The organism is Arthrobacter sp. BGA-UO-ETr-C19 (assembly GCF_059568005.1).
Window position 1 is genome coordinate 927,690 of record NZ_JCAQPC010000024.1, and the last position, 24,599, is coordinate 952,288.

Below are 24,599 nucleotides of genomic sequence, written 5' to 3' on the forward strand. Positions count from 1 at the left end.
AGTTTAGTTGCAGGCCGCGCAGATTTCCGCCCGGGGGCGGCCTGCGCACCATCAGGACCGGGAAAAGACGCCGGCCCGGGTGCGCAGCCGTTCCGTCAGGTAATGCCGCAGCACCGAGTCCCGGGACAGGATCGCCGCCGGGCTCGCCGGGACAAGGTCGCCCAGGCGGCCCGCGGTCCGGTGGCGTTCGACGGCGGTGCGCAGCGACTGAACATCGCCCGCCGCGGCGGCTGCCTGCGTCAGTTCCGCGTCCCGGCGGCTCAGTTCCGGCAGGGTGCCGCCGGCAAAGGCGTACAGCCGCGAGGAGATATCCGACCAATAGGCGCGTTCCGCCTCGTTCCACAGGGCACCGTCCGGGACTCCGGACGCGCCGGCGCGGCGGAGCAGGGCGCCGATGCCGTGGACGCGCAGGACCTTCAGTACCACGGCGCGCCGCTCGGCGACCTGGGCTTGCTGCAGCCAATCAGACTCGAGCAGCCGTTCCAGCCACCTGAATTCGTCTGCCAGGTTGCTGATGGAGCTGGTGACGCGGCCGGCGCCGGAATCGTCGGTCTGGTGATAGGCGGGTGCACCGTAGGGGTAGCAGACGGGGCCGGAGCGGAACCAGAGCTTGAGGGTGGCTTCGATGTCCTCGCCGGTCCGCAGCCCCTCGGCGTACCGGAAACCGATGTCTTTGAGCACTGATCGGCGGAGCAGGCCGTACGGCACGCTCCGGTAGGCCAGCCCGTCCTTGAGGGGATCCAGGACGGCCGGCTTCGAGGGCCGGATGCGGGGGGCCGGCAGGATGGTTCCCTCCGGAGTGCGCAGCGGTGCGATGACCGCGGAAGCGCTGTTCGGCTGGGCTGCCTTCCACCACGCGGCCAGCGACCCGGGTTCCAGATGGTCATCCGAGTCAAGGAAGCTCAGAAACGTTGCCGTGCTTTCGTCCAGCGCACGGTTCCGGGGTCCCGCGGGGGACCGGACGCCGTCGTCGCACGTCAGCCAGGTGACGCCGTCGAACCCAGAGCCGGCCGCAGACCCAGAGCCGGCTGAAGAACCCTTGCCGACCTCCCCGCCGGCGGTACCCAGGTTGTGCAGTACCACTGTCACCCGGAGTTCAACACCCAGCCGGGACAGCTCGGCGCGCTGTTCCAGGGCAGAGCCCACAGCGCGTTTGAAGGGTCGTTGTTCATCATGGACGGGAATGACCACTTCGATGCTCTGGCTCATGGGGGTGTGCGTGCTCCTCGGCAAGGTTTCATTGGACCCGCGATAACCTTACTGGGTGGACAACAAAACACAGGATTCCGTGCTGCTCGACGTGGTGATTGCCGTGCACACCCCGGACCGGCCGGTGGGGCGCGCTGTTGCGTCCCTGCTGGAGGGCGGCCTGGCCGCGGAAGCCGGAGCGCCGCGGCGCCTGCGGATCAACGTTGTCTGCCACAACACGGACGTGGAACCGATCCGGGACCGCGTGGCTCCCGGGCACCGGGAGCTGGTCCGCTTCCTGCACTACGTGGACGGCATCAAAAGCCCGGCAGGACCCTTCAACCACGGTATTGCCGAAGCCACCGGCACCTGGGTGGCCATTATGGGCAGCGATGATTCCATCGAACCCGGCGCCCTGGCGCAGTGGGTGGACGCTGCCGAACGCGACGGATCCGACGTCCTGATCGCCCCCATGGCCCACGCCGGGGGCGGCCCGATCCGCACCCCGGTGGTCCGGCGTACCCGCCGCGGCCACCTGGATCCGGTGGCGGACCGCCTCACCTACCGGACCGCGCCACTGGGCCTTCTGGGACTCTCACTCGTGCGGCAACTCGGCCTCACGTTCCCGCCGCGCTACGCCACGGGGGAGGACCAGTCCTTCTCTGCGAAGCTGTGGTTCTCCGGCGCGAAGATCAGCTACGGCCGGGGCCTGCCGCGCTACCTCGTGCACGCCGATGCAGCCGTCCGGGTGACCCACACCCCGCGGCCGGTCGCGGAGGACCTGGCCTTTGCCACCGACCTCGTGCTGTCCGAGTGGTTTGCTGGGCTTCCGCAGCGCGCCAGGGAAGCGATCGTCACCAAGATCATCCGCGTGCACGTCTTCGGGCATGTGCTGCTGCGGGCCGAGGCCGGGACATGGGGCAAGGAGGACGCGGGGGAGATGGCCCAGGAGCTGCGGAAGCTGCTGTTCGGGGCGCCGCACGCTGCCCGTCCGCTCTCGCTGGCAGACAGAAAACTGCTCGACGCCGTCGCACGCGAGGAATCGGACGTGGAAGTGATGAAGTCACTGGCCCAGGCCCGGCGCCGCTTTACCAGCCCGCAGACCTGGGTGCCCCGCGACATCACCAGGGTGCTGCATCCCGAAGCCCCCTTCCGGTTCATGAGCGCCTCGGCCCTCGTGTAGCGCCCGCTTAAATTTCCAGACACGCCAAAGGAACACATGAAGATCCTGGTAGTTGCCACGTGGTACCCCCATGACGAAAACCCCACCGAGGCGCCTTTCAACGCCGAACATGTGGAGGCGATCCGCGGCCGGGGACACGATGTGCGGGTGGTCCATGTGCGGCTTGGAACCGCGCTCAGCATGCCGGGGAAGTCGTCGGGCCTGTGGGAGGGAACGCCGGTGCGGCGTATTGCTGCCGACCCCAAACGCCCCTTCACGCTCGTGCAGACGGCGCGGACGCTGGCGCGGGAAATGGCCTGGGCCGACACCGTCCACACCATGGCGTTCTCCTCCATCCTCGTCACGATGCTGCCTTGGGCCGCCCGGACCCTTGCCGGCCGGGGACGGGCCTGGGTGCACACGGAGCACTGGAACGGCGTGGTCAACCCGGCGAGTGTTTCACCCCTGTGGGAAAAGCTGGCCGGAGTCCGGGCGGTTCTGCGGCTGCCCCATGTGGTCACCGGAGTTACCGCACAGCTGGCCACGGAGATGCAGCGGTTTGCGCGGCCTGCCGCCGCGGCCGTGGTGCCGTGCGTGGTCAAGGGGCGGGGCGCCGTCGTCCCTGCATCATTCGGGAAGCCGCTCCGGCTGGCCGCCGTCGGGGGACTGGTTGCCAGGAAGCGGCCGCTGGAAGCGGTGGACACCATCGCCTGGCTTAGGGACCACGGCACGGAAGCCCATCTGACCTGGGTGGGGGACGGGCCGCTGCGGGCCGCGGTTGAGTCCCGTGTTGCGGAACTCGGATTGCGAGACCACGTCACGCTGGCTGGCTCGGTTCTGCCTGCCGAGGTGGCCCGGCATCTGTCGGCAGCCGACCTCTTCTTCCTTCCGACGGCCCAGGAGAACTTCTTCACGTCGGCGGCCGAAGCACTTGCTGCCGGCCGCGCCGTGGTTGCCACGCGGGTGGGAGGCTTCAGCGACTACGCGGATGCTGCCAACAGCAGGCTGGTGGAGGATGTGACGCCGGAAGCACTGGGACGGGCGGTGCTGGACGCCAGGGATGCGTTTAAGGACGTTCCCGCCGAGGACATCGCCCGTCCCATCCGGGAGAGGTTCTCACCGGAGGCCGTGGGCGAACTGTTCGACCGCGCCTACACGGCGGCGTTGGCACGTGCCTGAGAACCGACCAACCATAACGAGCCACGCGAAGGGAAATTCTTGAGGTCCGAACCCAGGGTTCTTCAGTTCAACGACTGTGCCTTCGTGGCCCGCAACATGGTGCGGGCCGCGGCGAGGGCCGGCATCGAGTGGTCTTACATGCCGCCGGAGCAGGTCCGGCCCATGACCGCTGCTCCGGGGAACCCGCTCCTTGCCAGGGCGAGGTTCGTTCCGTTCGTCGTGCGTCGGGCGCTCCGGCTCCGTGCAGCCGACGTCGTGCATGTCCACTACGGAACGAGCGCACGGCTGCTCCGGGAGCGGGGCATGCCGCGCCGGCCGTACGCCCTCACCCTGCATGGGACCGATATCCGGAAGCAGTGGGCGGACCCGCAGTTCCACGGCGAGATCCAGCAGGCGATCGACGGGGCGGCCCACGTTTTCTTCGCCAATAACGACACCGCAGAGAACGCCCTCCGGGCCCGGCCCGACGCCGAGTTCCTTCCGGCCCTCGTGGATGCCGCGGCGCTGCCCTCGTGGCATCCCGGCGGGCGGCCCTCCATTCTTTTCGTCTCACGCTGGGATGACGACAAGGGCGTGGAGCGGCAGCTGGAGCTGGCACGCAAGCTCAGCGTCGCCGTCGGAAACCGCGCAGAAATCCTGGGCCTGAACTGGGGTCCCGGCGCCGAAGCTGCGCGGCAGAACGGCGTGACCCTGCTGGAACGGATGCCGCAGGATGACTTCCACCGGATCATGGCGCAGGCGCATATGACCATAGGCCAGGCCACCAACAACTTCGCCACCAGCGAGTTCGAGGCCCTTTGCATGGGTGCCCCGCTCGCCGCCTTGGGAACCCGGCTCCCGCGGCCCGACGACGGGACCACACCGCCCGTGATCGAGGGAACCGATGAGGACGTGGTGGAGCAGGTCGTGGCGGCCCTGGATGACCCCGTTGCAGTCACCAACCGGCTGGGCGGACGCGACTGGGCGCTGCCCCGCTATGACGCGGCAGCCTTCGTACCGCGCCTGACGGCGCTGTATGCGGGGATCGCAGCCGGAAAGGCCTAGCTGCCGGCTGCGGTTGCTCCGGCGGGGGAGTGCAGTCCGGCCAGGGCTGCCTGCTGGGCAAAGTCCGGGTTGGCGCGGACAACCTCGTCGAAGGTGCCCTGGGTGAGGATGGTGCCTTCCTTCATGAAGCACACCTGGTCGTTGTTGCGGATAGTCGACAGGCGGTGCGCCACGGAGATGACAGTTATTTCGCCGTGCAGTTCACTGATGGCCTGGGCTACGGCCGCCTCGGTGGCGGTGTCCAGTGCGCTGGTCGCTTCGTCGAGCACCAGTACGAGCGGATCCATGTACAGGGCGCGGGCTATTCCGAGGCGCTGACGCTGGCCGCCCGACAGGGCAAGGCCCCGTTCGCCGACCCGGCCGTTGATGCCGTCCTTGCGGGACTCGATGGTTTCCAGGAGCTGGGCGCGCTGCAATGCAGTGCGGACGCGGTCTTCGTTGATGTCGTTGCCCCAGGTCAGGGCGACATTCTGGGCCACGGTGCCGTCGAAGATGGCGACTTCCTGCGGCACGTAGCCAACCCGCTTGCGCCAGTCGGCCAGAACGTCCTCGAGCGGGACGCCATCAAGGGTCATGGTTCCGGCTGAAGGCGTCAGCAGGCCCAGGAAGATATCGATCAATGTGGATTTGCCGGCGCCTGACTGTCCCACCACGCCTATGGACGAGCCCATGGGCAGCTGCAGATTGATGTTCTGGACGGCGGGCTGGGCGGCACCCGGATAGGTGAACTCCACATTCTTAAGTTCGAGCATCTTCGGCTCGTGCTGGATAGGAGTCTTACCCAGCTTTTCCGCGTGCTTGCGGAATTCGGCGGCATCCTTGATGTCTCCCATTACGGTTTCGGTGTACGGAAGAGTGGACTGCACCACAGTCAGCTGGGACTGCATGGCGGTAAGGGCGGGTACCATCTTGAAGCCGGCCAATCCGAAGATTGCCACGGACGACATCGCCGTCTCGATGCCGCCGATCAGGTAGCCGACCGTGCCGATCAGCAGGAAGCCGCCGATGAGGGCCATGTCAATCACGAACTTTGGCACCGCGCCCATGAAGCGGATATTCGAGCGGGACCGTGCGGCGGTTTCACGGCTTTGCATCACAATGCCGCCAACCTCGTCCGCCTTGTCCCGGAGGGTGATCTCCTTGAGGGCCGCAAGCATCTCGGACACCAGGGTAGACATGCGCATGGCGGCGTCCCGGTTCACCTTGCCGGCCTCGTAGGACTTTTTGGAAAGCCAGAGGTAGAGGAATGCCGCGATGGCACCCAGGTAAACAAGCGTGGCCACTGCGGTCTGCCACGACGCGCCGATCAGGACGACCAGGACCGAAACAAAGGTCAGTGCCATTGCAGGCAGCGTGACAGCGGGAAGAAGAACGCCCGATACCGTGTTGGCGATACCGACGTCGATCATCCGCACCAGCTCAGCAGTGGAACGCTTCATACGTTCGGTCCACGGCGCCCGGATGTAGCTCTGGAATAGCACCGTACCGATCTCGAGTTCGTAATCGGCGAATTTCCTGGTGGAGACCCATTGCAGCCAGATGTTCAGCACCGACTTCAGGATCATCACCATGGCCGATCCGACGAGCAACAGCAGCCCAAACTCCTGGCTCATGGATCCGAGCAACGGCAGGCTCATTTCCCCGCCCTTAAGAATCTGATTAAGCACCAGGGCGAACACGCCGAGGGCAGCTGCGTCGAGCAACGCCAGAACAGCTGACAGGACGCCGAAGAGCAGGAGAAACCTGCGCGCATTCATCGGCAGAAGTGGCAGCAGTTCGCGCATGGTGCGGCGCAGTTGTCTCAAGAATTACTCCAGAACGGAAGGGGCAGAGTCCTTCCCCATACTACGCGCCAAGCCTGGGGCGGGGCGCGGAGGCGGTCGGTGCGGGTCCTGGCCGGGCCGGTGGAATCGGCCACCCCTGATCTCAATGAGAGGATAAGGTCATGACCCACCAAATTCGTGTGACCCAACTGTTTGACTGCGCCGACGTTGGTAAGACCTTTGTGGATGAGGCTCGCCGGCAGAACAAACCATGGCGGATCATCCAGGGTCCTTGGACCCGCGGAGGCACGAAAGCAGCCTATTACCGGTTCCGCTTAGAGCAGGCCGCGGCCTTTCCTCGGACCGAGGTGTGGCACGTAAACATGGGGGGGCGGGCAAAGTGGGCGCGAGGGACATTTTCCCGCCCCTATGCCCTGACTCTTCATGGCACCGACATTCGGGAGAATTACTGGCAGGACCAGCACCACGCAGTGATCAAAGACGACATCGACCGTGCCGGGCAGGTCTGGTACACGACTCCCGACCTGCGTGAGAAGGCTGAGCGGGCTCGGCCGGATGCCGAGTACATGCCCGCCCCGTTGGATATGGCAGAGCTTCCCGCCTGGGCTCCTGCGGCAAAGCCTAAAGTATTTTTTCCATCGCGATGGGACGCTTCAAAAGGCGGGGATGCCTTGCTTCAGACCGCCGCCGAAGTGATGTCCGCCGTTGGCGCCTCCGGTGAGGTGGACGTCGTCGGGCTGGCCTGGGGGGACCGCGCTCCGGAGGCTGCAGCACTCGGAATCAAGCTCCTGCCCAGGATGGCCAAACCACTCTTCCTACAGGAACTCGCCACTGCCCATGTAGCCGTCGGGCAAGCGACGGGGGTCCTGGGGGTGAGCGAACTGCAAGCCATGGGGATAGGAGTACCGTTGGTTTTCGCGGACCCCGTTTCCGACTACCCCGATGAACAGCCAATGGTTAGTGTTGCTAGGCCGGAAATTGCCCAAGCCGTGCGTGACAGCCTGGACGACCCGGAGGCGCTTTCCCGCAAGCTGGACGGCCCCACTTATGTATTGCAGTTCCACAGTGCCTCCACGCTTCTTCCCAGGCTGGAAGCAGGGTACGCCAAGGTTTTAGGAGTCACTGAGTGACCAAGCCCCACCTGCTCTATATCGCTTTCGCCTTTCCCCCCAGTACCGCATCATCCGTTTACCGTTGCACTGCGGTGGCCAATGCGTTCGCCGAGGACGGCTGGGATGTCACGGTCCTCACTGTCGACCCGCAGGTCTGGTCTCAGATTTCGGGAGTGGATGAGAAGCTGGCGGAATCGGTTCACCCGGGCATCAGGGTTGTCGCAGTGGACGACGGCGGCGCGGAAGAGCCGGCCAAGGGAGATCTGCGCCGGTACTCGCGGTTCAGGATTGAGGCTCCCTACCTGTGGAAGGATGCCCTGCGCCGGCGCAGCCGGCGGAACTTCCCCGAAGACTTCCACGGGGCGTGGCTGACGCCCGCCAGCAAGGCTGCCCGAAGCATCCATGCGGAGAAGCCCGTCGACCTGGTCATGGCTTCAGCCAGCCCGTACGTGGCATTTGGCGTTGCCCGGGCGATTGAGGGTGTTCCGTACGTCATGGACTACCGCGACGCGTGGGCATTCAACACCATTTCCGGGACCGAAGACTTTACCCCGGACAGTGCCGTGGGGAAGCGCGAAGCCGAATATCTGCACGATGCCGCGCAGGTCTGGTTCGTCAACAGCCAGATCAGGGACGAATACGCCCGCCGCTACCCCGAGTCGGCTCACCTGATGCGGGTGGTGGCCAACGGCTTTGACCCTCAGCCAGGCCATGCCAGGCCGGCTGTGCAGCCCGCTGAACGCCCAAGGTTTGGTTACCTCGGCACGCTGCAGTACGTGAACATGCCGCTGCAGGAATTCCTGGACGGGTGGAGCGCCGCCTTCGGTCCGGACAGCCCGCAGGCGGAGGCGGTCTTCCGCGGGAAGCTGAGCGCTTCCGGGGCGGCGGGCGCTGAGATTCTCGAGATCTTTGGAACCGGGCGGCAGAATGGCCTCCGCTACGACGGGCCCATCTCCAAACGCGATGTTGCCGGGTTCTACGGCAGCATGAATGCCTTGATTCTCCTGCTGTCCAGCGGCAAATACGTGACCGGCGGCAAGACCACCGAGTACCTGGCCACCGGTCTGCCGATCGTCTCCGTGCACGACATGGAGAACGCAGCCACTGACCTCCTTCGGGATTATCCGCTGTGGTTCCCTGCCAAGGAGCTCACCCCCGAGGGCATTGCCAATGCGCTGCGCGATTGCGCCGAGGCATTGCAGGAACCGGACTCAAAGCGCTGGGCCGCTGCCTGGGCCTATGGCCAGCAGTTCCTCCGCAGCACGATCCTGGCGCCCGTCATTGCCGAGTTGCGGGGAATTGCAGGGCACGGCGCGGCAAATCCGCAGCCGGCCACCGAAGAGAGGAGCCAGGCATGACTTCCGCCAAACCGCTGCACGTAAGTATCGTCGTCGGCCGCAGTAACCACCCGCAGGCCGTCATTGATGATTTGTGGAACCGTGCCCTTGGGGCCGTTGGCCAGCAGGCTGGCCATATGACCGGGACAGCTGTCTACGCGTATGACGGCGACGCCACCGTCACGGCCATGGACGACCGCCTGACGGTGGTGCCATTGGCCAAGCCCCGCGGCGGCCGGTTCGCCTCGCTGGTGTCAGCCGCCGCAGGGAAGCCGGGCCCGGTGGGTGTTGCCGGACGGCTTCTCAGGGACAATCTCGAGTCCAGGGGCCTCGCGCGGACCCTGGCCGGCCGTGTGGACCTTCAGGAAAAGTTCCGGAGCTCGGACGTGGTTGTGGCCGCTGACCTCACCGCCGACCGCTCCGTTTGGCACTTGCGCAACAACACTGGCGCTGGGCTGGTGCACGGCCCCATCGCCATGCTGCACGCGCTCCGGGAGTCACTGCGGAAGTGATGGTCCGTCAGCCCAGCCGATGAGTCCATGGCATGTCGCCTGTGGAATACTTGACGGGTGAGTCGAACCTGGATAGTCATACCCATGTACAACGAAGCGTCCGTCGTCGGCACCGTCATCGAGGGGCTGCGGAAGGAATTTCCGCACGTTGTTTGTGTTGATGATGGCAGCACCGACGGCTCGCAGGACGTCGCCCGGCAGGCCGGCGCCGTGGTTGTCCAACACCCGGTGAACCTGGGCCAGGGTGCGGCGCTGCAAACAGGAATCGAGTATTCGCTGCAGGACCCGCAGTTGGACTGCATCGTTACCTTCGATGCCGACGGCCAGCACCGCGTCGTTGATGCACTGGCCATGGCCGACCGGATCCGTTCGGGCGAGGCCGACGTCGTCCTCGGATCCCGGTTCCTTGATGACCGCACCAAGCTCTCGCCCCTGAAGCGGCTGGTTCTGCGGACGGCTGCGGTGCAGTCCCGGATGTCCACCGGCATGGCCCTGACGGATGCCCACAACGGCCTGCGCGCCTTCAGCCCGAACGTTGCCCGCGGCATCAACCTGCGGCAGAACCGGATGGCCCACGCCTCCGAACTGGTCCATCAGCTTGCCGAGATGAATCCGCGTTGGGTCGAACACCCGGTCGAGATCATTTACACGGACTACTCGAAATCCAAAGGCCAGTCGTTGCTGAACTCGGTCAATATCGTCGCTGACCTCTTCTTTAGGTGAAATTGTGCAGATCATTGTCCAAGTAGCACTTGTCCTTGCCGTCATCATTGTCTCGCTGGCGCTGATGCGCGGCGGCTCCAACGCCAGGCACCTGGCCATCCGCCGCATCATGCTGGTTCTCTTCGCCTGCCTGGCAGCGCTCTCGATCTTTTTCCCTGAACTGCTGACCCGCGTGGCGCGGTTGCTCGGCATCGGCCGCGGAACAGACCTGGTGCTGTATGGCCTCATTGTGAGTTTCCTGGTCTTCATGGCAACCACCTACCAGCGGTTCCGGCACATGGAATCCACTCTTACCAAGCTCTCCCGGCGGATTGCCTTGGACGAAACGCCGCCACCCGGCGTTGACGGGCCCCCGGAGCGCAAGGAAGCGGAGCCCGACCGGCGCCTGACCCCTCCGGCGCACGGAGGACAGTAGTGCCGGTTCTGTCCGGCACAGCACACGCCGCGGCCCCGGTTACGGAAACTGCGCCCACACGCGAATACGGCCTGGACATCCTCCGGGTCGTGAGCATCTGTGGCGTGGTCGCGATCCATATCTTCGGCTACGTCCTGGGCCGGGCGCCGCGGGAGAGCCGGCCGTGGTGGATCGCTGTGGTGCTGGACGTGAGCTGGATCTGGGTCGTTCCCGTCTTCGTGATGATTTCCGGGGCGCTCATCCTCGGTTCCAGGATGGCGGCGGAACAGCCTGGCCTGTTCTACCGCCGCCGGGCAGTGCGGCTCATTCCCGCGCTCGTCGCCTGGAACCTCATTTACCTCGTCGGAGTGCGCATCTGGATGCGGGGCGAGGACCTGACCCCGCAGCGGACACTCCAGCTGCTGGTCGATGGCTCGGTGTTCACGCAGCTGTACTTTCTCTGGCTCATCGCCGGGTTGTACGCGGTTGCCCCGATGCTCGCAGGATTCCTGCGCGGAGGCGGCCAGCCTCGGGCCACGAAGGCGGCCACCGCATTGCTTGCCGCGTCGCTGCTCTTTTACATGCTTCCCGGGGTACTTGGCCTTTTCGGTGTCGCGAGTCCCGTCCGCCTCAACTTCCTGACGCACTGGATGCCGTACGTGGGCTACTTCCTGGCGGGATACGCGCTGCGGAATGTCCGCCTCACCGGGGCAAAACTGACCGTGACCGCCCTCGCAACTGCCGCCATCATCGCCGGAACGGTTTGGCACTACGGCAACAAGGGAGAAATTCGCCTTCTTGATGCCGTTGTTTCTGTCTCTTACCTTGGAGTTGGAGTGGCCTTGGCGGCGCTGGGCGTATTTGTCGTGACACTGTCGCTGGCCTCGAACCTGAGGGTCAGGCGGGCGGGGCCGCCCCTGACGGTACTGTCGAATGCCACCTTCGGGGTCTTCCTCGTGCATCTGGTTATCTTCGAAGCCATCAGGCTGCAGTTTCCGGCGGTGGCGGCCGGGATGTCGATCAAGGCCATGATGCTCGCCTATGCCGCCACACTGGTGGGAAGCTTCGCGGTCTCAACCCTTGCCCGCCGCGTTCCCGTGTTGCGCAGCATCTTCTAGGGCCCAAACCGTGCCGCCTCTCCGGTGCCTCCCGTGCCGGACGAATGCCCGTTCGGCCACTTTCGCCCACGGCTGTCTGGGATAATGAATCATATGACTGAGCTGCCCTCGCTGTTGATCCTGACCTTTTCACCCATTCGCTCGGATCCCAGGGTCCTCAAGCAGGTTGAGCTGTTCAAAGGAAAGTACCGCGTTTCAACATGCGGCTACGGTGACGCCCCGGACGGTGTGGACAACCATTTCGCACTGCCCGCCGATTCCCGTGGCTGGCCTTCTGACAAGCTGGGCCTCGTCACGCGGCGCTATCCGCGCGTCTACAACGGGCTGACCGCCGTTTCGGCGGCGCGCCGTATCCTTCCGCGCGCGGAGTTCGACGTTATTCTGGCCAACGACCTGAACACGCTTCCCCTGGCACTGGAGCTTCAGCCCCGGCTGGGCGTCCACGCCGACCTGCACGAATTCGCGCCCCGTGAAAAAGAGGATGACCTCAAGTGGAGGCTCTTCGTGGCACCATTCATGCGCTGGCTCTGCCGGCGGTACCTGCCCTTGGCCGAATCGGTCACCACCGTATCCCAGGGAATAGCGGACGAATACACGAAGGACTACGGTGTGGCGGCGGGTGTGGTGACCAATGCGGCGCCCTACTCTGAACGTGATGTGCGCCCTGTGGGCACTCCGGTCCGCCTCATCCACAGCGCTGCGGGCCAGCGTTACCGCAAGCTCGAAAACTTCATTGAAGCCATGCGGGATGCGCCCGACTGGCTGACGCTGGACATGATCGTGATGCCCAACGAGCCGGACTACGTGGCCGAGCTCAAGGAGAAGGCCGCCGCGGTGCCTGCCATCCGGTTCCGTGACCCGGTGCCCTACAGCCAGCTCGTAGCAACGCTCAGTGAGTACGACGTCTCCCTGGTGTTCCTTCCGCCTACGAACTTCAACCTCAAGAACGCCCTGCCGAACAAGTTCTTCGAAGCCGTCCAGGCGCGCATTGGGCTCATAGTGGGCCCGTCGCCGGCGATGGTCGCGCTCGTGGAGCAGTATGGATTGGGTGCAGTGACGGCTGATTTCTCGGCGGGCTCGCTGCGGAACACCCTCCACGGGCTGACGTCCGAGAAGATTTCGGAGTGGAAGCGGGCGGCGGACGCAGCAGCCCGTCCGCTCTCGGCCGAATCGCAGGTGCTGGCCTGGCAGAAGGCCGTGGAAGAGATTGTGACTTCCCAGACGGCACGTGCCTGACGCGTAGCCGCGGTACGGACAGCTAAACAGAAAAGGCGGCTTCCCCGGGTGTCCGGGGGAGCCGCCTTTCTGCTCAGAGGACTTTAGCTGGCGCCGGAGGTGGACGACACGGTGGAAACCGTTCCCACCGACCCGGCGATGAAGGAGGTGCCCCACCGGCTTCCGGCCACCACCGGGTAGTAGCGCAGCTGTCCGTCGCTCTGGACGGCCATCACGCCTTTGCTGGTGGTTCCGGCAAAGCCCTTGTTGGCTGAGAACTGGCGGAATGACTGCCAGCCACTGCCGACGGTTTTCCTGGCTTCCGAGATGAACCTGTTGGCCCCGGTGGAGCGGTACAGCCGCATGGCTCCTGTGCTGTTGACGGCCAGCAGGTCCTGCTTGCCGTCGGAATCGTAGTCGATCATGGCGAGCTTGAGGCCTGACCAGCCGGCTCCGATGCGTACCGGGGCGCTGACGGTCCGTCCGGTCGGATTGGCCCAGTAGTAGAGGGCGCCGTCGGCGCCATAACCCACCAGACCCGGATACCGGGATCCGGAGACCCATTTGCCGGTGACGAGGGTGGTCTGGGCGAAGCCCGATGAAGCAACCGTGACCGCGGCACCGAACCCGCCGGACGCCGACCCCGGGAAAAGGGTTAGCGGGCCACTGGACCTCTGCGCCAGGACATCCGTGACTCCGTCGCCGTTCCAGTCCACGACGTTCAGCGACTTCATGCCGGACCAGCCAACGCCGATCTGGTAAGCGCTGCCAATGATTGAGTTGCCAGCCGGACGGTTCCAGAGTCCACCCGCGCTGTCAACTGTCAAAACATCAGCAATGCTGGTGATCGCCAGTTCGGGGACGAGAAACCCGCTTCCAGCGATAAGGAGGCCGTTCCAGCCGGACGGCAGCGCCGCCTTGGTACCCAACGTACTGGCAGCCAGCGGGTAGTAGTTCAGGGCTCCGGTCCGGTCCCGGGCGAGCAGGCCGTTGGAGCCGGCGGACGCAAAGCCTCTGATGGGGCTGATGCTGTTTTTCGTGTTCCATCCCGTAGCCATGAGCTTGCGGGCTTCGCCGATCATTGTGCCTGTCCCGCTGGAGCGGTAGAGGGTCATCCGGCCAAGGTAGTCAACGGCAAGAATGTCCTGGTTGCCGTCGCCGTCAGAGTCCGTCATCGAAACGTCCGTTCGGGCGAACCCTGAGCCTAGGCTGGTTGCAGGGGCGAGGGCGCCTCCGGAGGGATTGGCCCTAAACTGAAGCGTGCCGTCGGCGGTGCGGATGACAACGCCCGGATACTTGGAAGCTTTGAGCCACTGCCCAAACGTGAGGTCTGATCCGGACAGGCCGGACGCCAGAACGGTCCTTGGGGAAAACCCTCCGGTGCCGATGCCGGCCTGAATGCCGAGGTCCCCCGTTGTACTCAGGGTCGCCAGGTCCTGTATGCCGTCGCCGTTCCAGTCAACGACATATACAGAAACCAGTCCCGTAAATCCGCTGCCGATCTTGCTGGCCGCTCCTACCGTTCCTGCTTCCGAGCTGCGTCGGTAGAGGTTGCCTGAGGGATCAACGGTGATGAGGTCGGAGGCGGCCTCGATCGAGGGTGTTACCGGGGCAGGAGGAGCCGGAGCCGGAGCGGCATTGATCGTTTCCCCGCCGGCAATCAGGTAGCTTGCCCACCCCGTGCCGATGGAAATGACGGGACCCCAGGTGGACGTGCCGGGCACCGGATAATAGTAGAGCTGACCGGCGGCGTTCCGTGCCATGAGGCCGTTGGTTCCGGTTCCCTTGAAATTTGTGGTGACGGTGACACTCGTCATGTTGTTCCAGCCGCCGCCTATGGTCTTGCGGGGTTCGGCAACGAATACGCCGCTGCCGTTCGTGCGGTAAAGGAGCATCGCGCCGTCGGGTTTCTGGGCCAGGATGTCCTGGTTGCCGTCGCCGTCGAAGTCGATCATGGTGAGGTTAAGGCCTGCCCAGCCCTGGGCGATGGCGGTTCCTCCGCTGACACCTCCGCCGGAAGTGTTGTTCCACAACCGCAGGACACCGGAATCATCGCGGCTGATGATCTGGGGATAATAGCTGCTGTTGAACCAGTAGCCGATGGTCAGTTGGTAGTTGCCCCAACCGGAGGCGGCAAGCACAGGCCCGGTGGCAAACCCGCCGGTGGCGATCCCCAGGTAGACGCTGACTCGTCCCGTTTTCCACTGGGCGACCAAGTCGAGGACACCGTCGGCGTTCCAGTCGATGGCATTGACGGACCGCAGCCCGGTCCATCCGGTACCTATCTGCTTCCGGGGACGGAATGTCCCGCTTCCCGTGGCCGGATAGTCCCACAAGACGCCTGAGGAATCTGCCGCCACCACGTCGCCCAGAGAGGTGATGGACGGCACGGGGATGGTGCCGTCCGCGGTGGAGGCGAACTTCTGAAGGCTGGTGAAATCTCCATTCCAGGCATTGGAGTCGCCGGCGAACGGTCCGGTGGAACTGTACTGCCAGACACTGTAGGTGCCCCATCCATTGGGCATAGACCCCACGTACCGCGAGTAGGAGGCCAGATGGAGAGGCTGGTTGCTGAAGGCGCCTGAATTGCCGGTGCACTGGGTCCACCAGTCCGTGGTGGTGTAGATCATCGGCAGTCGGCCGGTCCTGGCCAGGACCCGGTTGGAGAAGGCTGCGATCCAATTGACCATCGCGTTCTGGCTCATGTTGTAGCAGGTGTTTCCCAGTTCGGCGTACGGGTTGTACTCGATGTCGAGGAGCGGGGGCATGGTTTTCCCGTCTCCGGTCCAGCCACCCCCATTGTTGACGAAGAAATCGGCCTGTGCTGAGGCCGTTGAAACACCGGGCAGCGCGAAATGGTAGGCGCCCCGGATCATTCCGGACGCCAGTGCCCCGCCGTACTGGGGGCCGAAATAGTCGTTCGTATACGTCGTCCCCTCCGTTGCTTTGACGTAGGCAAAACGCGCGCCCATGTTGAACTGCGCCGCCCAGTTGACGGTTGCCTGATGGCTGCTGACGTCCAGGCCCTGCACGCCGGGTGCCATCCAGGTGTTGGCCGCTTCGGTGGAGATCGCGTTGAGGGACGATGCGGTGGACTCCTGGGCGAATGTGGCGGCCCGCCGCTTCACGCCCTGTCCCATGTAGGCGCCGTCCTTGCCGATTTCCGCCCGAAGGGCTGCCATGTCGACCTGGGCTGGCTCGGGCTGAGGCGCGGTCGGGTTCGTCTGAGCCGGGCTTGGTGCGCCATCCGGCGCGCCTGAGGGGATAGGTGTGGGCGACTGGGAGGGTGCCGGCATCGGCGGTGTGGCCGGATCGGCCGGGGACGGAGCCGCCTGCGCGGGAAGGCCGCCGCTGAGGCAGAGCATCATGGACAGGAGTGTTGCCCCGCCCGCCAGTCCAAGCCGCTTCACCTTTACGGTGAGAGCTGCGGAGATTTTGTTATGAGGGGAACACTGCATCTGATACTCCGTAGCCTTCAATATCCGGGCAGAGAGCCGGCTCGTGGCTGACGTCTTCGCCGTCTTGAGTCCCATCACGCCGGCGGCGGTGTAGGCGGCCTATCCTAACACTGCAGGTGCTGATGTTACTAATGGTGCTTGTGTGATGCCTGTAACCAAAGGGTGGCGGCGCCTGCTCACGTCAAGCTCGGGCTGTGACGCGCGTCTTAGTTAACGGCGCTGCCGGAACCCCGGATAAAATGAGGGCCATGAAGGTTTTGGTTACCGGCGGCGCCGGGTACATCGGTTCACACACGGCGCTTTGCCTGCTCGAGGACGGGCACGACGTCGTCGTGCTGGACAACCTCATGAACTCGAACATTGAGGCAGTCCGCCGTGTTGAAGAGCTCGCCGGCAAGAAGGTGGAGTTCCGTGAGGCCGACCTGCTCGACGCTGAGGCTGTCGACCTGGTCTTCGCGGAGGGCGGGTTCGATGCCGTCATCCACTTCGCCGGCCTGAAGGCCGTCGGCGAGTCCGTGGCCAAGCCGCTCTGGTACTACAAGAACAATGTGGTTGGAACGCTGAACCTCCTCGAGAGCATGGAGAAGGCCGGTGTTCGGCGGCTGGTCTTCAGCTCGTCGGCCACCGTTTACGGCGCCTCGGAGCACGTTCCCCTGATCGAGAAGTCGCCGCTGGATGCGACGAACCCTTATGGCAGGACCAAAGAGCAGATCGAGGACATCCTGTCCGACCTGAGTGACGCCGACCCGCGGTGGAGCATCGCGCTGCTGCGCTACTTCAATCCCGTCGGCGCGCACGAATCAGGTCGCATCGGCGAGGACCCGCACGGGATCCCCAACAATCTCCTGCCCTTCGTTGCGCAGGTCGCGGTGGGACGGCGCGAAAAGGTCATGGTGTTCGGCAACGATTACCCCACGCCCGACGGCACTGGGATCCGCGATTACATCCACGTCATGGACCTCGCAGCGGGCCACCTGGCGGCGCTGAACTACCTGCAGACGAAGACAGGCGCGTTCCGCTGGAACCTTGGGACCGGCCGTGGTTCGTCCGTCCTGGAGGTCATCGACGCCTTCGGCGCGGCCGCAGGGCATCCGGTTCCCTATGAGTTCGCACCCCGGCGGCCAGGGGATGCGGCAGTGAGCTACGCCGATGCCTCGGCGGCCTTGGCAGATTTGGGCTGGTCCGCGCACCGCGACCTGGCCCAGATGTGCGCCGACCACTGGCGCTGGCAGAGCGCAAACCCCTACGGCTACGCGTGCAACGACTAAGCACGTTCCTGCGAGCCTGCCCGGAACCGGGCTTAAGCAAACACATTTGACCCCGCGCCGCCTCGTTGAGAGGCAGCGCGGGGTCTTCGCAGTTCTCGGGATCCGCCCGCGCCTAGGTGCGGCCTTTATCGCAGCTGCTGTCGCGAAACCGCCTGCCGCTGCGAATAAGGGGATCGTGGCAGATGACCGACGGACATTCAGTTATCCACAATTGCGTTTTTCCTCTGTATTCGTCGGATGCAATCCCCTAGCTTTAACCCAGATGTACTGCCTCCGCTGGGGGCGGCAGTCGTTCGGGGGAATTCATGGATGCAGTACGCATTGTCGAGGATGAAGTCCGGGAGCTGATCCGGAGGCGGGGTCTCGATCCGTTGCACCAGACTGCCGAGGTCAGGCGGCTCGTGGAAGCGGCCGTCACCGACTATGACGAGCGCGCCCTCCTGGGTCCGCTTCCGCCGCTTGGGCCATTGGAGTCGGCACGGCGGTTTGTCTTTGATGCCGTGGCCGGATTCGGGGCTCTCCAGCCCCTGCTGGATGATCCGGGGATCGAGGAAATCTGGATCAACGCACCAACGGAGATCTACGTTGCGCGGAACGGTGAATCCGAACTCACGTCACTGAGTCTTACCGATCAGCAGGTCCGTGACCTGGTTGAGCGCATGCTCAAGAGCTCGGGCCGGCGGCTGGACATCTCATCGCCCTTCGTGGATGCAGCCCTGCCTGACGGATCCCGCCTGCACGTGGTGATTCCGGATGTCACCAGGCGTCACTGGGCAGTCAACATCCGTAAGTTCGTTGTGAAGGCAACACGGCTGGATCACCTCGTGGAACTGGGCACCCTGACCCCGCAGTCCGGGCGCTTCCTTGGCGCCGCGGTCGCGAGCGGGCTCAACATCCTAGTCTCAGGTGCCACGCAGGCGGGAAAGACCACACTGCTGAACTGCCTCGCAGCCAGCATCGGCAGCCGCGAGCGCGTCGTGACGGTCGAGGAGATTTTCGAACTGCAGTTTCCGCTGCGCGATGTTGTCGGGCTGCAGTGCCGGCAGCCCAATCTGGAAGGTGAAGGAGAGATCCCGCTCCGCCGGCTGGTCAAGGAAGCCCTCCGGATGCGGCCTGACCGCCTGGTGGTGGGAGAGGTTCGGGAAGCAGAAAGCCTCGACATGCTGATCGCCCTAAACAGCGGTCTTCCGGGGATGTGCACCGTCCACGCAAATTCAGCGCACGACGCCGTGACCAAGATGTGCACACTCCCGCTGCTCGCCGGCGACAACATTTCCAGCGCGTTTGTGGTCCCGACCGTGGCCTCGTGCATCGATCTGGTGGTTCACTGCAGCCGCCTTGCGAACGGGCGCAGGCAGGTAACGGAAATCTTGTCCCTGGGCAGGCGGGTCGAGAACGGAATTATCGAATCCTCGATGATTTTTTCCATGATCGGCGGTCTGCTGGAACCGACTGCCAACACGATGCCGGCGGAGGAGAAGTTCGCGAGGGCCGGTTATGAAGTCGCGGCGCTTTTGGACCCGCGCTGATGGCTGCGCTGCTGGGGCTTCTGACAGGTGCCGGGCTGTTCCTCATCTGGTGGTCGGCATGGGACCAGCCCGAGCGCCCCAAGCGGAGACCGCGGACAAGCCGTCTCCACGACCTCCTGCTGTCTGCCGGCATTGAAAAAGTCACCGGCGCCGGTCTCATCGGCAGCTGCCTGGGGCTTGGCGCTTTTGCTACCCTGGCCTTTTTCGCCGTGAGCAGGTCCTGGCCCATCTCCGTCTGCTTTGGCCTGTTCGGCGGCTGGCTTCCGGTGGCGGTGGTCAAATGGCGGGCCAAAAGACGCAGCGCCGTCCTGCGGCGGGTCTGGCCCGACGTCGTCGACCACCTGCGGTCCGCCATCCGGGCCGGGCTCTCTTTGCCGGAGGCGCTGACACAGCTGGGCCACAAGGGACCCGAGGAACTGCGGCACGTGTTCGGCGACTTCGGCGCGGATTACCGTTCGGGCGGCCAGTTCGACGCGTCACTGAACAGGCTCAAAGAACGCCTGGCGGACCCGGTAGCCGACCGCATCATCGAGGCTCTCCGGCTTACCAGGGAGGTGGGCGGCTCCGATCTGGGCAAGCTGCTCGGGACGCTCGCAGAGTTCCTGCGCGAAAGCGCCCGGACCCGCAGCGAGCTTGAAGCGCGCCAGTCCTGGACAGTCAATGCCGCCCGCCTGGCAGTCGCGGCCCCATGGATTGTCATGCTGCTTCTGGTCAGCCGCCCGGAGGCCGTGGCTGCGTACAACACCCCCGTCGGAGCGGCCGTGCTGTTGGGAGGCCTGGTGGTCTCGCTGGTCTGCTACTCGGTCATGCTGAAGATCGGGGCACTCCCGGACGAAGAGAGGGTATTGCGATGACCACCGTGCCAGCGGCTGCGATGGTCTGCGGGGCACTCCTCGGTGCCGGTCTGTGGCTGCTCCTGGTCAGGCTCCCGTTCATGCGGTCCGTCAGTTTCGTGGAACGCATCGAACCGCAGCTTCGGTCCCAAAATCTCGAATCAAGGCTCCTGCGGGCGGAGGAACGCGTCCTCACGCCGTTTGGTCCCCTCGAACGCATACTCCGGCCACTGATCAGGGAAGCCACTGCCAAACTGGCCCGGTTCAACCTTGGGTCCGCAGCCCTCAGCCGCAGGCTCGCCCAGGCGCGCATAGACAAGTCGCCGCTGGACTTCAGGGCCCAGCAGCTCTTCTGGGCACTCTGCGCGTTCATTGCTGCAGTCAGCATCATCGTGGTGGCAGCGCTGGCCGGGAGATTCAGTCCCGTCCTGGCCGTGGCGGTCTCAGTGGGCAGCGGGATCGGCGGCTTCCTCTTCCGTGATTACTGGCTAGGCGTGCAAATAAGGCGGCGGGAGGAACGGATGCTGGCCGAGTTCCCGAGCCTGGCGGAGATGATCGCGCTCGCTGTGGGCGCCGGGGAAAGCGCCAGCGGCGCCCTCGACCGCGTGTGCAGGACGGCCAGGGGAGAGCTCTCCAAGGAATTCAGCAGGGTCCTGGCCGAAACCCGGGCGGGGAAGCCCCTGGTGGAGGCGCTCCAGGAGTTTTCCGCCCGCACGGATCTCGGGCCGCTTATCCGCTTTGTTGACGGCATCATCGTGGCGGTGGAGCGCGGAACGCCACTGGCCGAAGTCCTCCGGGCCCAGGCCCAGGACGTCCGGGATACGGCCAAGCGCGAGCTGATGGAGTCAGCCGGCAAGAAGGAAATCGCAATGATGGTCGCAATGGTTACCCATTAGCATTCCTGCGGGTAAGCGCACGTTTTCAGACCCGAGCACAGCCGGCTCAAGCTTAGGATTGGCAGAGACGCGCGATCGAGGGGCGCGCATAGAGGGGGATCAGTGCACCAGTTGGACAAGCTCGACAGCGCCGAGGCCATGGACGCCGCTGTTGAAGAGGCCCTCGAGGCGGCGCGGTCAGGCGAGAACTTTGCTGCCCGGTATAGCGACGGTTCTTCGACCAATTTTCGCCGTTCAAGCAAGTGGGTCGTACGAGTCAAAGGAGTGGCGATAGATTCGAAACCCCTGGTGGCAGCGGCGTACAAGTACCAGTTCGGACATGAGCTGTCTCAAAAACTGCACGGCGGCAGCGATGTCCTCGTTGCAGCTCTAGGCAGGTTCGGATACGAATTGGAGCCGCGTGCAGCGGATGGCGGGGACGTCACTCGGCGGCCCGACCCTTGGTCAACATCAGTTGGTGAAGTGGGCAGCAAGAAGGAATTCGCCAAGCTCTATGGCGGCTCAACCATGGGTGGAATACAACCGTCGGGGCAGACCAATAACGTCTTGATCTACTCCGACCCGGCTGTCGGAACCACACATGGTTACAACTTCGATGGCTGGACCGCCGATGGCCAGACCTATTCCTATACTGGGGAAGGCCAGTACGGGCCGCAGACGCTACAAGGCGGCAATGGGGCGATTCTGAATCACAGGGCGCAGGGACGGTCCTTGCGCCTCTTCGTTTCAGACGGCTACGTCGGGAAGACCAAGACCAAGAAACGTATATATGTTGGCGAATTCGCTATCGACGAGGGCCACCCGTACTCAGTAGAAGATGCGCTTGATAACGACCATCAGATGCGCACGGTGTACGTTTTCCACCTGAAACCCATTGGTGAAAGTGTTCGCCGGCCGCAGGACTTCAGTGCAGCTCCAATGACTCCGAAGACCGACGCTGTCGCTGAGAGGGTACCGCTGGAGAACCACCTGGTCAGCGAATTTGAAACATCCGGGTCAGGCGCGGTAACCGCGGAGAAGCGGGAACAAGCCTTGGTGGATCGTTTTCAGGAACTTCTGTTAGCTAGGGGCCACGAACTTTCGCGTTGGAAGATCACGCCTCCGGAGTCGACGCGTCCTCTGTACAGCGACATCTTTGATGAAACCACCGGAACGCTTTACGAGGCCAAGGCCAAGTCGACCAGAAACCACGTCCGCATGGGTTTGGGGCAGATTCTGGACTACAAGCGCTACACGCCGTCAGAGGTCAAGGACTTCGCACTTCTCCTGCCAGCTGAGCCCCATGTGGATCTGCTTGATCTACTGCGACGTCACGGGTTGGGAGCAATATGGCCAGACGCGCAGACTGGCAGGTTCCGTCAGTTGACGCCCCGAGGCACCGACAAGTTCTGACCGTTTTCTCCAGTAAAGTGACAATCATGATTCCACGCTTGCCTTCGCGCTACGAAGATTTGGACACCGCGTTTCGCGGACGCCTGAAGTCCAATCCAGAGCTCATTAGCATCGTTCAAAAGGCCTATAACCAAATACGCATCGGCGGCGGGATAAAATTCCTCCCCATATTCGGGCAAAGCGGCTCCGGCAAGAGTTGTGCGGCAAGGGAGATGGCAACGCATCTACCGGAGTGCCGAGTGGTTGAGCTGACTCACCAGGGTATTCGTTCTGAAGCGACGCTGCTAGAAGAACTGCGAGCCGCCAGAAAATCTGACGACGGCAAATTGATTCTTGCGATTGTCGATCAGTACGAAGAGAGCGTGGCGCGGTCGGAGGACCTGCCGACGCAGTTCGTGGAACGGCTGAGCCTCCTTGACAGAAACAAGAAGATCAGCGGTCCGGTGCTGTTCATCTGGTTGACGACATCTAAGGAATTTCAGCGCCAGCTTGCCGAAGCAACCACGAGGAACGCGCGCATTTTGGTTTCACCAGATTTTGAGCTCCAGGGACCGGAGCCCAGCGAGTGGGCCGATATCGTGGAAGAGACATTTGCGTTTCACAACCAATCACAACCGCTGGCGGACTTCGGCCTCCTACGAGGCGATATTGAGCACGCGAGTGACAATTCCGCGACTCTCGGAGCGACTATCGAGACGATCGGGGAGGCCCTTGGTGAAAAAATTGGCGGCCTTCAGGACCTCTCGAAATACCAGGTATTGATGCTGTGGCCCGTAACGGACGGTCACCGGATCACGCGCGTAACGAGTTTCACCAACTCCCGCGATGGATATCGGCTTGATTGGAACGCCTTCTACCGTGAGCTAACGGCTGAGGACCGTCAAAATACCGCAACGATGTCGGCTTACAATCGCGCACGCCTCTATTTCGACGTCCGGCTCGTTCCTATTGCAGCAGCGGACCTTCACCAGCTTTGTTTGAAGCTGGATGAAGCGAAGCCGGCCATAGCTAAGACCTATCTAAACCAGATGGCAAGAACGCACCTGCATAGCTTGGTCGCGGGCACCTGGGACCCTTCCAAATTCTCCCCGCTCCGTGAAAGAGCATCGCAGCGATCTGACGATGCGCGGGCATGGTATGAAGCGTCGACGTCAAAGTCCGTTGCCATCGGCCAGCGACTCGCCCATGTGTTCACTCTCCTGGGGTATGAGGGCAAGCATGAACATCAACTGACTTCTCCGCATCGCAACATCCGGCCAGATGTTCTAATAAATCGCCCGGATTCACAACAGAGCAATGTCTGCATAGAGCTCAAAGCCTTCTCAACGGAGGGCACCAGACCATCCTCGATCCGGGATGCCGTCCGAGGAACGCTTCGTAAATATGCGCAGTTCGCCGGCTTCATCGAAGGGGACTAAGCAGGGCAGTGGCAAGCACGGTAAGGAGCCGGCGGCGTAGCTCGCCGCCGGCTCCTTTGCTGTCGCGGTATAGCGAAGAAGTACATGCCGCCCCAACTATGCCGCTGCTAAGGCGGCGGTGCGGAGGGTCTTGGTGTAGGGAGGCTTCCGCCGGTAGCACAACTGATCCAGCCTTGGGCTACGGATCGGGCTTCACATACCCGTCCAAGCTCTGGGCGCGATAGCAAGGGGTCGAACCACGAGATCGACGCGAACGACTTTGGGCATCGCGAACCAGCCCTCTTGGTGAAATAGCGTGAGCGCGGGAACATCTCGATCAAGATGCTTGAGCATCCGAAGAACGTGGCTGTCAGTAACCCGCAGCCCCTCGCCCGCACGCAGCGTGAACCGCGTGACCTTCCGCCCTCGGGCGTTGAAGGTGTAGCGGATGCAGCACGCCGGAAATTCTGTTTCCAGGTCCCTTTGAAGATCGGGAAGTAACGTCACCAAAATGCTCGCCGTGTCATGCCATTCGTCTGGACCGGATCGACATGGCTCGATGTGGCTTGCCAGAAGGGTGACATTCACGCGAGGTAGGAGTTGGCGACGCTTGCGAGCCGTCACGCGCTGATGCCAAGCCATAAGAAACTTCACGGCTTGGATGGTGATGCCAATGGGCTTCATGAACTGGAAGACTGCTTCCACCGTCGTCAGTCCAGGACCCCCGGCCGCAGCCCCCATTCCCCTCGGGATCGCCTTCTCACAACGAACACCGGCCCGCCGCAGGAACTCTTGAACGTGAGCTGACATAGCTTCCACGTCCGGGTTGGACAGGTGAGAGGATCCGCCCGCCCTAACATCGACTCCCACGGTCCCGCTCGGCAGATCAAGGTATGGGGACATCATGCGGCGGATGACGTCCTGTTTCTGATCACTTTCACGCACAAGCGGCAATCCTCTGTTCGGGCGAAGGGAGTCGCCCAGCAGGGTGGGCCGCTTGCCAGATTACACCGCATCGACTGGCCAGCCGCCGCGCGTGCTGGCAACCCACTAGTCGG

20 protein-coding genes are annotated in these 24,599 nt (G+C 63.8%); 16 read left to right on the top strand and 4 right to left on the bottom strand.

The annotated features are described in order from the left end of the window. Nucleotides 1–51 precede the first annotated feature (51 nt). Nucleotides 52–1,209 carry a hypothetical protein gene (locus tag AC57BR_RS23180; protein WP_496364845.1) on the bottom strand — a complete coding sequence of 386 codons (1,158 nt, stop codon included), beginning with the start codon at nucleotides 1,207–1,209 and terminating at the stop codon, nucleotides 52–54. Nucleotides 1,210–1,264: 55 nt separating this feature from the next. Between AC57BR_RS23180 and AC57BR_RS23185 the strand changes: the two genes are divergently transcribed. Genes AC57BR_RS23185 through AC57BR_RS23195 form a run of 3 tightly spaced genes read left to right on the top strand, consistent with a single transcriptional unit; the run spans nucleotide 1,265 to nucleotide 4,573 of the window. Then, nucleotides 1,265–2,371, top strand: coding sequence for a glycosyltransferase (locus AC57BR_RS23185; RefSeq protein WP_496364847.1), 1,107 nt, complete (start codon nucleotides 1,265–1,267; stop codon nucleotides 2,369–2,371). 36 nt (nucleotides 2,372–2,407) lie between these two features. Beyond that, a complete protein-coding gene (locus AC57BR_RS23190; RefSeq protein ID WP_496364849.1) occupies nucleotides 2,408–3,529 on the top strand; it encodes a glycosyltransferase in 1,122 nt (373 codons plus the stop codon). A 39-nt stretch (nucleotides 3,530–3,568) separates the two neighbouring features. Continuing rightward, the gene (locus tag AC57BR_RS23195; protein WP_496364851.1) at nucleotides 3,569–4,573 is read left to right on the top strand and encodes a glycosyltransferase; all 1,005 of its coding nucleotides are present in this window, start codon (nucleotides 3,569–3,571) and stop codon (nucleotides 4,571–4,573) included. Here the strand turns inward: AC57BR_RS23195 and AC57BR_RS23200 are convergent. Then, nucleotides 4,570–6,378, bottom strand: a complete 1,809-nt coding sequence (locus tag AC57BR_RS23200) for an ABC transporter ATP-binding protein (protein ID WP_496364853.1) — start codon at nucleotides 6,376–6,378, stop codon at nucleotides 4,570–4,572. The genes AC57BR_RS23195 and AC57BR_RS23200 overlap by 4 nt on opposite strands. 140 nt (nucleotides 6,379–6,518) lie before the next feature. Here AC57BR_RS23200 and AC57BR_RS23205 point away from each other — a divergent pair, with 140 nt between their 5' ends. The 7 genes from AC57BR_RS23205 (at nucleotide 6,519) to AC57BR_RS23235 (ending at nucleotide 12,789) form a co-directional block, all read left to right on the top strand. Beyond that, entirely contained in the window at nucleotides 6,519–7,487 is a 969-nt protein-coding gene (locus tag AC57BR_RS23205; RefSeq protein WP_496364855.1) for a glycosyltransferase family protein, read from the top strand. Beyond that, on the top strand, nucleotides 7,484–8,827 hold the full coding sequence (locus AC57BR_RS23210; RefSeq protein ID WP_496364857.1) for a glycosyltransferase: 1,344 nt from the start codon (nucleotides 7,484–7,486) through the stop codon (nucleotides 8,825–8,827). Before AC57BR_RS23205 ends, AC57BR_RS23210 begins: the two co-directional genes overlap by 4 nt. Then, nucleotides 8,824–9,318, top strand: a complete 495-nt coding sequence (locus AC57BR_RS23215) for a hypothetical protein (RefSeq protein ID WP_496364859.1) — start codon at nucleotides 8,824–8,826, stop codon at nucleotides 9,316–9,318. Before AC57BR_RS23210 ends, AC57BR_RS23215 begins: the two co-directional genes overlap by 4 nt. 84 nt (nucleotides 9,319–9,402) lie before the next feature. Then, nucleotides 9,403–10,041, top strand: a complete 639-nt coding sequence (locus AC57BR_RS23220; protein ID WP_496364861.1) for a glycosyltransferase family 2 protein — start codon at nucleotides 9,403–9,405, stop codon at nucleotides 10,039–10,041. Nucleotides 10,042–10,045: 4 nt separating this feature from the next. Next, nucleotides 10,046–10,456, top strand: a complete 411-nt coding sequence (locus tag AC57BR_RS23225) for a DUF2304 domain-containing protein (protein WP_496364863.1) — start codon at nucleotides 10,046–10,048, stop codon at nucleotides 10,454–10,456. Next, nucleotides 10,456–11,553 (top strand): acyltransferase, encoded by a 1,098-nt coding sequence (locus AC57BR_RS23230; RefSeq protein ID WP_496364865.1) that lies wholly within the window; start codon nucleotides 10,456–10,458, stop codon nucleotides 11,551–11,553. The genes AC57BR_RS23225 and AC57BR_RS23230 overlap by 1 nt, the downstream gene beginning before the upstream one ends. Nucleotides 11,554–11,646: 93 nt before the next feature. Continuing rightward, a complete protein-coding gene (locus AC57BR_RS23235; RefSeq protein ID WP_496364867.1) occupies nucleotides 11,647–12,789 on the top strand; it encodes a glycosyltransferase in 1,143 nt (380 codons plus the stop codon). A gap of 83 nt (nucleotides 12,790–12,872) precedes the next feature. On the opposite strand, the gene AC57BR_RS23240 is transcribed toward AC57BR_RS23235, so the two are convergent. Further along, nucleotides 12,873–16,226 (bottom strand): GH25 family lysozyme, encoded by a 3,354-nt coding sequence (locus tag AC57BR_RS23240; RefSeq protein ID WP_496364869.1) that lies wholly within the window; start codon nucleotides 16,224–16,226, stop codon nucleotides 12,873–12,875. Between the two features lie 248 nt (nucleotides 16,227–16,474). Here AC57BR_RS23240 and galE point away from each other — a divergent pair, with 248 nt between their 5' ends. The 6 genes from galE (at nucleotide 16,475) to AC57BR_RS23270 (ending at nucleotide 23,562) form a co-directional block, all read left to right on the top strand. Beyond that, nucleotides 16,475–17,494 (top strand): UDP-glucose 4-epimerase GalE, encoded by a 1,020-nt coding sequence (galE, locus tag AC57BR_RS23245; RefSeq protein ID WP_496364871.1) that lies wholly within the window; start codon nucleotides 16,475–16,477, stop codon nucleotides 17,492–17,494. A 305-nt stretch (nucleotides 17,495–17,799) separates the two neighbouring features. After that, on the top strand, nucleotides 17,800–19,023 hold the full coding sequence (locus tag AC57BR_RS23250) for a TadA family conjugal transfer-associated ATPase (protein ID WP_496364873.1): 1,224 nt from the start codon (nucleotides 17,800–17,802) through the stop codon (nucleotides 19,021–19,023). After that, nucleotides 19,023–19,877, top strand: coding sequence for a type II secretion system F family protein (locus tag AC57BR_RS23255; protein WP_496364875.1), 855 nt, complete (start codon nucleotides 19,023–19,025; stop codon nucleotides 19,875–19,877). The genes AC57BR_RS23250 and AC57BR_RS23255 overlap by 1 nt, the downstream gene beginning before the upstream one ends. Further along, the gene (locus tag AC57BR_RS23260; RefSeq protein ID WP_496364877.1) at nucleotides 19,874–20,752 is read left to right on the top strand and encodes a type II secretion system F family protein; all 879 of its coding nucleotides are present in this window, start codon (nucleotides 19,874–19,876) and stop codon (nucleotides 20,750–20,752) included. Before AC57BR_RS23255 ends, AC57BR_RS23260 begins: the two co-directional genes overlap by 4 nt. A 102-nt stretch (nucleotides 20,753–20,854) precedes the next feature. After that, entirely contained in the window at nucleotides 20,855–22,144 is a 1,290-nt protein-coding gene (locus tag AC57BR_RS23265) for an SRA domain-containing endonuclease (protein WP_496364879.1), read from the top strand. 26 nt (nucleotides 22,145–22,170) lie between these two features. Further along, a complete protein-coding gene (locus tag AC57BR_RS23270) occupies nucleotides 22,171–23,562 on the top strand; it encodes a P-loop NTPase family protein (protein WP_496364881.1) in 1,392 nt (463 codons plus the stop codon). Nucleotides 23,563–23,754: 192 nt separating this feature from the next. Here the strand turns inward: AC57BR_RS23270 and AC57BR_RS23275 are convergent, their stop codons facing one another. Beyond that, nucleotides 23,755–24,486, bottom strand: coding sequence for a hypothetical protein (locus AC57BR_RS23275; RefSeq protein ID WP_496364883.1), 732 nt, complete (start codon nucleotides 24,484–24,486; stop codon nucleotides 23,755–23,757). Nucleotides 24,487–24,599: the final 113 nt, after the last annotated feature.